Annotated in this window: 10 protein-coding genes and 1 tRNA gene; 8 read left to right on the top strand and 3 right to left on the bottom strand. The window is 65.5% G+C overall.

Annotated features, from left to right (window positions below; all coding sequences use genetic code 11):
- The coding region (rpsU, locus tag JNL31_RS10765; protein WP_294973107.1) for a 30S ribosomal protein S21 at window positions 1–72 on the bottom strand (72 nt) is incomplete at its 3' end.
- 100 nt (window positions 73–172) lie between these two features.
- Here rpsU and JNL31_RS10760 point away from each other — a divergent pair.
- Together JNL31_RS10760 and JNL31_RS10755 are read left to right on the top strand one after the other, a co-directional pair.
- The gene (locus tag JNL31_RS10760; protein WP_294973102.1) at window positions 173–847 is read left to right on the top strand and encodes a COQ9 family protein; all 675 of its coding nucleotides are present in this window, start codon (window positions 173–175) and stop codon (window positions 845–847) included.
- A gap of 17 nt (window positions 848–864) precedes the next feature.
- Window positions 865–1,857, top strand: coding sequence for an NAD(P)H-quinone oxidoreductase (locus JNL31_RS10755; protein ID WP_294973100.1), 993 nt, complete (start codon window positions 865–867; stop codon window positions 1,855–1,857).
- 227 nt (window positions 1,858–2,084) lie between these two features.
- On the opposite strand, the gene JNL31_RS10750 is transcribed toward JNL31_RS10755, so the two are convergent.
- Window positions 2,085–2,723, bottom strand: a complete 639-nt coding sequence (locus tag JNL31_RS10750; RefSeq protein WP_294973098.1) for a ribonuclease T2 — start codon at window positions 2,721–2,723, stop codon at window positions 2,085–2,087.
- Between the two features lie 124 nt (window positions 2,724–2,847).
- Here JNL31_RS10750 and JNL31_RS10745 point away from each other — a divergent pair, with 124 nt between their 5' ends.
- The gene (locus tag JNL31_RS10745) at window positions 2,848–3,606 is read left to right on the top strand and encodes a cell cycle transcriptional regulator TrcR (protein ID WP_294973097.1); all 759 of its coding nucleotides are present in this window, start codon (window positions 2,848–2,850) and stop codon (window positions 3,604–3,606) included.
- Window positions 3,607–3,738: 132 nt separating this feature from the next.
- Here JNL31_RS10745 and JNL31_RS10740 read toward each other — a convergent pair.
- Window positions 3,739–3,823: transfer RNA gene (locus JNL31_RS10740), tRNA-Leu, on the bottom strand.
- A 153-nt stretch (window positions 3,824–3,976) separates the two neighbouring features.
- Between JNL31_RS10740 and JNL31_RS10735 the strand changes: the two genes are divergently transcribed.
- The 5 genes from JNL31_RS10735 to JNL31_RS10715 all read left to right on the top strand — a co-directional run bounded on the left by JNL31_RS10735 (window position 3,977) and on the right by JNL31_RS10715 (window position 8,687).
- Window positions 3,977–4,963 carry a complex I NDUFA9 subunit family protein gene (locus JNL31_RS10735; RefSeq protein ID WP_294973095.1) on the top strand — a complete coding sequence of 329 codons (987 nt, stop codon included), beginning with the start codon at window positions 3,977–3,979 and terminating at the stop codon, window positions 4,961–4,963.
- 68 nt (window positions 4,964–5,031) lie between these two features.
- Entirely contained in the window at window positions 5,032–5,835 is an 804-nt protein-coding gene (locus JNL31_RS10730; RefSeq protein ID WP_294973093.1) for an undecaprenyl-diphosphate phosphatase, read from the top strand.
- Between the two features lie 162 nt (window positions 5,836–5,997).
- Complete coding sequence (locus JNL31_RS10725; protein ID WP_294973092.1) at window positions 5,998–7,434, top strand: NAD(P)-dependent oxidoreductase; 1,437 nt, start codon at window positions 5,998–6,000, stop codon at window positions 7,432–7,434.
- Between the two features lie 103 nt (window positions 7,435–7,537).
- A complete protein-coding gene (locus tag JNL31_RS10720; RefSeq protein ID WP_294973090.1) occupies window positions 7,538–8,239 on the top strand; it encodes a hypothetical protein in 702 nt (233 codons plus the stop codon).
- On the top strand, window positions 8,229–8,687 hold the full coding sequence (locus JNL31_RS10715) for a GFA family protein (protein WP_294973088.1): 459 nt from the start codon (window positions 8,229–8,231) through the stop codon (window positions 8,685–8,687). Before JNL31_RS10720 ends, JNL31_RS10715 begins: the two co-directional genes overlap by 11 nt.
- The last annotated feature ends 1 nt before the right edge of the window (window position 8,688 follow it).

Genomic DNA, 8,688 nt, shown 5'->3' with positions numbered 1-8,688 from the left:
TTCACGCTGAAGTTTCTTCTTCAGAGCACGGAGAGCCTGTTCGACGTTGTTGTCGCGGACGCTGACCTGCATGTGGTTGTCACCACCTTCCTAAGCTAGAGTTGCACTGACTTGTGCAGGCCGGGCGCCTATATCAAAGGGTGTGGGGCTTGTCTACCGGGAGGAGCGCGCGATGGTCGAGGACGAGATGAAGGCGAAGGTGCTGGAGGCGGCGCTGGGGCACGTTCCTTTCGACGGCTGGTCCGAGCGCACGCTGAAGGCGGCGATTGCCGATGCCGGGGTGCCGGTGGCGCTGGCGCGGTCGCTGTTTCCGCGCGGGGGCGTCGACCTGGCGCTGCCCTATCACGCGCAGGGCGATGCCGGGATGGTGACGCGGCTGGCAGAGATGGACCTTGGCGCGCTGCGCTTCCGCGACCGGATCGCCACCGCGGTCAAAACGCGGCTGGATCTGGCTGACCGCGAGCTGGTGCGGCGGGGGACGACGCTGTTCTCGCTGCCCCAGCACGCCGCCGACGGGGCGCGGGCGATCTGGGGCACGGCGGATGCGATCTGGACGGCGCTGGGGGATACGTCGCGGGACCTGAACTGGTATACCAAGCGGGCAACGCTGTCGGCGGTCTATGGCGCGACGGTACTGTACTGGCTGGGCGATGAATCGACCGGGCGGCAGGCGACCTGGGATTTCCTGGACCGCCGGATCGAGCAGGTGATGCAGATCGAGAAGCTGAAGGCGGATTTCCGGGAAAATCCGCTGGGCAAGGCTTGGGCTGCCGGTCCCGGCAAGATATTCGAAAGCATTCGTGCCCCAAGACTGCGGGATGACCTGCCGGGCCGCCATCAGGGCTGAGACGAGCGAGAGTTGAGATGACCCTTTCCCACAGCATGCTTGCCATCGAGATTTCCTCCCCCGGTGGCCCCGATGTGCTGGTGCCGACCTCGGTGCCGGTTCCGGTGCCGGGGCATGGTCAGATCATCATCCGGGTTGCCTACGCCGGGGTGAACCGCCCCGATGCCCTGCAACGCGCCGGGGCCTATGCGCCGCCGCCTTCGGCCTCACCGCTGCCGGGGCTGGAATGCTCTGGCACGGTCGTCGAGATCGGGCCGGGGGTCACGCGCTGGCGGATCGGCGACCAGGTCTGCGCGCTCTTGCCGGGCGGGGGCTATGCGGAATATGTCGCCACGCCCGAGGCCCATGCCCTGCCGATCCCCAAGGGGATGTCGCTTCGCGATGCCGCCTGCCTGCCGGAAACCTGCTTCACCGTCTGGTCCAACGTGGTGATGCGCGGCGGCCTCAAGGGTGGCGAGCGGTTCCTGGTGCATGGCGGCACCAGCGGCATCGGGACAACGGCGATCCAGATTGCCAAGGCGCTTGGCGCGAGGGTCTTCGCCACCGCGGGGTCGGAGGAGAAATGCCAGGTCTGCCGCGACCTTGGCGCCGAGGCGGCGTTCAACTATCACAGCGCCGATTTCGTGGCGGAGATGAAGGCCGTGGGCGGGGCGAACCTGATCCTCGACATGGTCGGCGGCCCCTATATCGAACGGAACCTCAAGGCGCTCGCCGATGACGGGCGGCTGGTGCAGATCGCCTTCCTGCAAGGCGCGAAAGTCACGCTGAACCTGGCCGAAGTGATGACGCGGCGGCTGGTCGTTACCGGGTCGACCCTGCGGCCGCAGTCGGACCTTGCCAAGGCCAGGATCGCACAGGCGGTCGAGGCGAATGTCTGGCCGATGATCGAGCGTGGGGCGCTGAAGGTGGTGATGGACAGCGAGCACGCGCTGCACGATGCCCCGGCTGCGCATTGGCGTCTGGAATCCGGTGGGCATGTCGGAAAGATCGTCCTGAAGGTGAACCCGTAGGGATTTCCTTACCTTCGTGGAAGTTGTGAGCCGTTTGACGGTTTCTTCACGCGCGTCGCAAGTTAACGTCGGGTAAACCGGTTGCAGGCGGGATCGGAGTTTTCGATCCATCTCTTGGCCCGAGGATGGTTCCCCAGCCACCAACGGCACCGGTGATTTGACAAAGCACTTTCCCCAGACTTCCCCTCAGCAGTTGCTTTTCCCCAGATCCGGTCCCGCCCCCTCTCCTACCGCACCGCCTCCAGCACCGCATCCTTCAGGCGGCAATCGCGGATGACATCCGTACCGCAGCGACGGAACTCCAGGTCAGTCGTCAGGCAGATGCGGGCCTCCTGGATCAAGCCATCCGCGCAGGTGATGGTGATCTCGTCGCGCGCCAGGCCGGGGTTGGCTTCGAGAAAGGCGTCCTCGATGACGCTGGCCGGAACCTCCAGCGGATCGGAGACGTCGGCGAAGAAGTCGGGAACCTTGACGCGCCCATAGGCCTTGCGGGCGGTTCGGTAGTAGTCCGACGCTGACAGGCCCGAGCAGCGACCGTGCTTTTTCCATTCGTAGAAGGCAAGGCCCGCGCCGCCCATGATGTCGGCCATCGCCGCCGTCTCGGCACGGGTCGGATCCCGCTCGCCCGTGCGGCAGAACGAGGGCCAGCCGGTTTCATGCTGCGGCCAGAGCCCGTGCAGCACGAAGGTCAGGCCGCGCCCTTCGTCGCATTGCGGATCGTGCCGGGAATCGCCCTCCAGCGCGCACCAGGCGGCGGACCAAGAGAGCGACATGACGTAGTAGTCGAAATCGCCCGCCCGCTCGCCTTCGGCCCTTGCGGCGCCTGCCCAGCACAAAGCCGCGATGGCCAACGGGATCAGGCGCATTTCCGCTTCCCCTTCTTGCAATTCGGCCCTATATGGGCCGTGAATTCCCTGAAAACGTGGAACTCGCGGGCCCCGCCCGCCGCCGTTTTCCCGGCTCGGGGAAGCTTTGTAAAGGAGAGATCCGATGTCGAAACCGCTTATGGCCAAGGCCACTGCCGTCTGGCTGGTGGACAACACGACGCTCAGCTTCGCGCAGATCGCGGATTTCTGCGGGATGCACGAGCTGGAAGTTCAGGGCATCGCCGATGGCGACGTGGCCACCGGGGTCAAGGGGTTCGATCCGGTTGCGAACAACCAGCTTGACCCGATCGAGATCGACCGGGCGCAGGCCGATCCGCTGTACCGGATGAAGCTGAAGTTCAACGCCGCCGCCGTGGGCGAGGAAAAGCGTCGCGGGCCGCGCTATACGCCGCTGTCCAAGCGCCAGGACCGCCCGGCCGCGATCCTCTGGCTGGTGAAGTTCCACCCCGAGCTGTCGGATGGTGCGATCGGCAAGCTGGTCGGCACCACGAAGCCGACGATCCAGTCGATCCGCGAACGCACCCACTGGAACATCTCGGGCATCCAGCCCATTGATCCGGTCGCCCTGGGCCTGTGCAAGCAATCCGAGCTGGACGCCGCCGTACAGGCTGCGGCACGCAAGAAGGCTGCCGAGGGCACGGTGATGTCGGACGACGAGCGCCGGAAGCTGGTGTCGACCGAGCAGTCGCTGGGCATGGCGCCCGAGGCTCGCATGCCCTCGGGCCTTTCGGGGCTGGAGGTGTTCGGCGACGAGGAGAAGGACGAGAGCAAGCCGTCGGATTTCTCGGATGCGGACAGCTTCTTCAACCTGCCTGCCGGCAGCCACGACGACGAGGACGAGGACGAGGATCACCGTCGCTGATCCTTGGGCGGGGCCTGAGCAAGAACCCGGACGCATCGCGCGGCCGGGTTTTTCATTTGCGTCGATTGCTCACGCGAGGTCCGGAAAAGCAAAAAGCCCGCAACCGGTTACGGTCGCGGGCTTTTTGAGCGATGGTGCCCAGAAGAGGACTCGAACCTCCACGCCTTGCAGCGCTGGTACCTGAAACCAGTGCGTCTACCAATTCCGCCATCTGGGCACTGATGGGCGATGTAACGGCGCCCCTTGGCAGAGTCAACGGGCCGCGACGCAAATTTCTTGGGCCGCTTTGGCCTTGCCCGGGCAGGGCTGCGGGGATAATCATCCGCCATGTTTTCCGGTGCCGAACGGGCGCCTTGAGCGGAGTGTGCGCATGAGCAAGCTGGTCACGATCTTCGGTGGTTCGGGCTTTGTCGGCCGCTACATCGCCCGGCGCATGGCCAAGGAGGGCTGGCGGGTGCGGGTTGCCTGCCGCCGTCCGAACGAGGCGCTGTTCGTCAGGCCCTACGGGGTTCCCGGGCAGGTCGAGCCGCTGGCTTGCAACATCCGCGACGACGCCTCGGTGCGATCGATGATCCGCGGCGCGGATGCGGTGGTCAACTGCGTCGGCGTGTTGAACGGCATCGGCGCCAACACCTTCGACGCGGTGCAGGCCGAAGGTGCCGGTCGGATCGCACGTCTGGCGGCGGCTGAGGGAGTCGGGGCGCTGGTGCATGTCTCGGCCATCGGCGCGGATGCGGGGGCGGACAGCGACTATGCCCGGACCAAGGGAGCGGGTGAGGCCGCTGTGCGTGCGGCCTTCCCGGCGGCAGTGATCCTGCGGCCCTCGGTCATCTTCGGCACCGAGGATCACTTCTTCAACCGCTTCGCTTCGATGACCCGGATGGGGCCGGTCCTGCCGATCGTCGGGGCGGTGACGAAGTTCCAGCCGGTCCATGTGGATGACGTGGCGCGCGCGGCGGTCAAGGGTGTGCTGGGGCAGGCCGGAGCGGATGTCTACGAACTGGGCGGGCCGGAGGCCGACAGCCTGCGCGGGCTGATGGGGCGGATGCTGCATGTGATCCAGCGCCGTCGCGCCGTGGTCAATGTCCCGTTCTTCCTGGCGCGGATCATCGGTTTCGGCTTCGACATGGTGCAGGGCGTGACGCTGGGCCTGGTCGAGAACAAGATCCTCACCCGCGACCAGGTGAAGAACCTGCGGCATGACAATGTCGTGGCGCCGGGAGCGAAGGGTCTGGCCGATCTGGGCATCACCCCCACGGCGATGGAAGCGGTCCTGCCGGAGTATCTGTGGCGCTATCGCCCCTCGGGCCAGTATGCGGCGATCAAGGATTCGGCAAAGAACCTGAAGAAGGCGTGATGCGCGCCATGTCGCCGGCGCAGGCCAAGGGATCTGTTCGGGCCGTGGGGCTCCGCGACAGGTAGGTCATGGAAAGCCAGACACTCACCGCAGCCTTCCTGGGGCTCATTGAAGGGTTGACCGAGTTCCTGCCGGTGTCCTCGACCGGGCATTTGCTGCTGGCGGGGCATTTCCTGGGGTTCCAGTCGCAGGGCCGGACCTTCGAGGTGGTGATCCAGCTGGGGGCGATTCTGGCGTTGTTCTCTGTCTATGCCGGGCTTCTGACCCGCCTTGTCCTGCGCGCTCGGCACGAGGACGCGGCGCGCCGATCGCTGGTGTCGCTGCTTCTGGCCTTCCTGCCCGCAGTCTTCGTCGGCCTTCTGGCGCATGACTTCGTGAAGAACGTCCTGTTCGAGACCCCGAGCCTGATTGCCGTCATGCTGATCCTTGGCGGGGTCGTGCTGCTGGTGATCGACCGCATCGCGCCACGGGCCGTCTATCGCGACGCCCTGGCCCTGCCCTTCGGCAAGTCGCTGGCCATCGGGTTCTTCCAGTGCCTTGCCCTGGTGCCCGGCGTGTCGCGGTCCGGTGCGACGATCGTGGGTGCCTTGCTCCTGGGTGTGGAAAAACGCGCGGCGGCGGAGTTTTCCTTCCTGCTGTCCCTGCCGACGATGGGCGCGGCGGTGGCCTACGACCTGTTCAAGAACCGCGACGTGCTGGATTTCGGCGCGATCTGGGAAATATCCGTGGGCTTCGCCGTGGCCTTCGTGACGGCAGTCCTGGTGGTGCGCTGGGTGCTGAGTTTCATCTCGCGCAAGGGCTATGGCCTGTTCGGCTGGTGGCGAATCATCGTCGGAACGGCGGCGCTGGGGGCGCTTTTGCTGGGGTATTAGTGCGGTTTGGAACCTATACTGACCTGTTTTGACGCCGAAACGTCAGCTTTCCTGCCGCATAACGTAAAAAACCCGCAATTAGGTAAACTATACTGACTTTTCTTGTCGGCGGATCGGCTGTATCCCATCGCTCCCGGAAGTATTCGTTGGGAGACGCAGCCCATGGCCACGCAGAAGATGCTGAAATTCGTCACCGTCGGGAAGGAAATGCCCGAAAAGCGTGACGCATCCTCGCGCGCGCAGGATTTCAACGAGATTTACCGCGAGTTCGCCGACCGCAAGGCCGCCGAGCAGGCGAGCCGGTGCAGCCAGTGTGGCGTGCCCTATTGCCAGTCGCACTGCCCCTTGCACAACAACATCCCCGACTGGCTGAAGCTGACCGCCGAGGGCCGGTTGCAGGAGGCCTACGAGCTGAGCCAGGCCACCAACACCTTCCCCGAGATCTGCGGTCGCATCTGCCCGCAGGATCGCCTCTGTGAAGGCAATTGCGTCATCGAGCAATCGGGCCATGGCACCGTGACCATCGGCTCGGTGGAGAAGTATCTGACGGATACGGCGTGGGAGGAGGGCTGGGTCAGGCCGATCCGCCCGCACATGGAACGCGCGGAAAGCGTGGGCATCATCGGCGCGGGGCCGGGTGGCCTTGCTGCGGCGGATGTGCTGCGGCGGCAGGGCGTGCAGGTCACGGTCTATGACCGCTATGACCGCGCGGGGGGCCTGCTGACCTATGGCATCCCCGGCTTCAAGCTGGAGAAGGACGTGGTGGAGCGCCGCAATGGCCAGCTGGCGGACGGGGGCGTGAACTTTGTCCTGAACTGCAATGTCGGCGAGGACATCACCTTCGACGCGATCCGGGGCCAGCATGATGCGGTGCTGATCGCCACGGGTGTCTACAAGACGCGCGAGATCGAGGCGCCGGGGGTCGGGGCCAAGGGCATCGTGAAGGCGCTGGATTACCTGACGGCGTCGAACCGCAAGGGATTTGGCGACGAGGTGGCGGAGTATGACAGCGGCGAGCTGAACGCCAGCGGCAAGCGGGTGGTGGTGATCGGCGGCGGCGACACGGCGATGGACTGCGTGCGCACGGCGATCCGGCAGGGCGCGCTGTCGGTGAAGTGCCTCTACCGCCGCGACCGGGCCAACATGCCGGGCTCGCAGCGCGAAGTGGCTAATGCGGAAGAGGAAGGCGTTGAATTCGTGTGGCTTTCCGCGCCGAAAGGCTTCACCGGCGGGGTCGAGGTCGAGGGCGTGATGGTGCAGAAGATGCGCCTTGGCGCGCCAGATGCCAGTGGCCGCCAGTCGCCGGAAGTGATCGAGGGCGCCGACTATGTGGAGCCCGCCGATCTGGTGGTGCAGGCGCTGGGGTTCGAGCCGGAGGAGCTGCCGACCCTGTGGGGCGTGCCGGAGCTGAAGGTGACGCGCTGGGGCACGATCAAGGCCGATTTCCGCACGCATGAAACCAGTCTTCCGGGTGTCTATGCCGCAGGCGATATCGTGCGGGGCGCCTCGCTGGTGGTCTGGGCGATCCGCGACGGTCGCGAGGCGGCGGAGGCGATCCTGGGATATCTGAGCCAGACCGGGGCGGTGGCGGCGGAGTAGCCTTTTACCCGTCTTGAAGGCGTGTTCCTTCCGCCTCTACGTACGGTCGATGCAGGGAAAGTTAAACGTCAGGATGAGTGACCTGACTTTAGGTGAAACGGCGATGCGGAAGTTTGTGATCCTTGCCTTTCTGACTGCCCCGGCCGCCCCCGCGCTGGCCGGGACCTGGACCGCGCCCGAGGGCTGCGAGGTGTTCATGACCGTGCAGTCCAAGGGCTGCCGGGTGTCGCATTACTACCGCTGCGAGGCGGACAATCCGGGCGACCAGTGGCGGGTGGACCTCGATCAGGAGGGGCCGTTCTTCTATTCGAAGATCGACGCCGAAGGGCAGTGGGTCGAAAGCTATGACCCGATCAAACAGACGCTCGACCCCTCGCCCGCCGACCCGGCCAGCTACAGCGAGCTGATCGCCGAGGGGGTGGACACCTGGAGCTTTGGCCTGTCGAAAGCCGACGGCACCGGCAGCCGTGCCGAGGGGTATGACCGGCTCACCGGGCAGAGTTTCGTCATCGACGGGATCACCCTGCAACAGACCGAGGTCGACTTCACCGAATACGACCTGTCGGGCAACGTGCTGCGCCGATCGAAGGGCAATGAATATGTGAACCCCGACTGGCGACTGTTCTTCGCCGGGCCGGGCGAGACCGACCTGGGCGATGGCCAGTGGCTGCCGATCGACGGCTCGCCCATGCAGTTCGTCTTTCCGGGGGAGGAGGGGTTTCTCTCCAGCCAGCCGCTGTTCGACTGCGATGCCCTGACGGCGGAGTTGCCGCAGTCCCTGTGGAGGGCGCGGTATGAGCCCTGAGCGGCCCGAAATTGAAAGAGCAGGCGGCTGCCTTTGCGGCGCAGTGCGGTTCAGGGCGCGACTGACGGGCACGAACTTCGGCGCCTGCCATTGTCCGATGTGCCGGAAATGGACCGGCTCGGCTCTCTTGGGGATGACGGTGCCTGAGGGAAACGTGGAATGGACCGGGCTTGACCATGTCGCCAGACGGCAGTCGTCGGCTTGGGGCGAACGGGCCTGGTGCCGGGAGTGCGGCTCTCCGGTCTGGTTCCGGGTGACGGTCGACAGCCCCTATGCCGGGACCATCGAACTGCTGGTCGGCACCTTCGACAATGCGAACGGGCTGACCATGACGAATGAGATCTACATCGACTTCAAGCCCGACAGCTATGCCTTTGCCGGTGAAGGGCGGAAGGTTCTTACCCGGGCGGATTGCGTCGCGCGCTTTCCGCTCCTGGCGAGCGGGTGAG

Origin of the sequence: Tabrizicola sp. (genome assembly GCF_016792905.1) — a bacterium.
Taxonomy (GTDB): Bacteria; Pseudomonadota; Alphaproteobacteria; order Rhodobacterales; family Rhodobacteraceae; genus Tabrizicola.
The sequence above is the reverse complement of the archived record's forward strand: the minus strand, read 5'-3'. Positions and strand labels throughout refer to the sequence as shown.

Coding starts and splice junctions, on each gene's coding strand:
- JNL31_RS10735 (WP_294973095.1), top strand. CDS start 3,977: ATGAGCAAGCTGGTCACGATCTTCGGTGGTTCGGGCTTTGTCGGCCGC.
- JNL31_RS10750 (WP_294973098.1), bottom strand. CDS start 2,723: ATGCGCCTGATCCCGTTGGCCATCGCGGCTTTGTGCTGGGCAGGCGCC.
- JNL31_RS10745 (WP_294973097.1), top strand. CDS start 2,848: ATGTCGAAACCGCTTATGGCCAAGGCCACTGCCGTCTGGCTGGTGGAC.
- JNL31_RS10725 (WP_294973092.1), top strand. CDS start 5,998: ATGGCCACGCAGAAGATGCTGAAATTCGTCACCGTCGGGAAGGAAATG.
- JNL31_RS10760 (WP_294973102.1), top strand. CDS start 173: ATGGTCGAGGACGAGATGAAGGCGAAGGTGCTGGAGGCGGCGCTGGGG.
- JNL31_RS10755 (WP_294973100.1), top strand. CDS start 865: ATGACCCTTTCCCACAGCATGCTTGCCATCGAGATTTCCTCCCCCGGT.
- JNL31_RS10730 (WP_294973093.1), top strand. CDS start 5,032: ATGGAAAGCCAGACACTCACCGCAGCCTTCCTGGGGCTCATTGAAGGG.
- JNL31_RS10720 (WP_294973090.1), top strand. CDS start 7,538: ATGCGGAAGTTTGTGATCCTTGCCTTTCTGACTGCCCCGGCCGCCCCC.
- JNL31_RS10715 (WP_294973088.1), top strand. CDS start 8,229: ATGAGCCCTGAGCGGCCCGAAATTGAAAGAGCAGGCGGCTGCCTTTGC.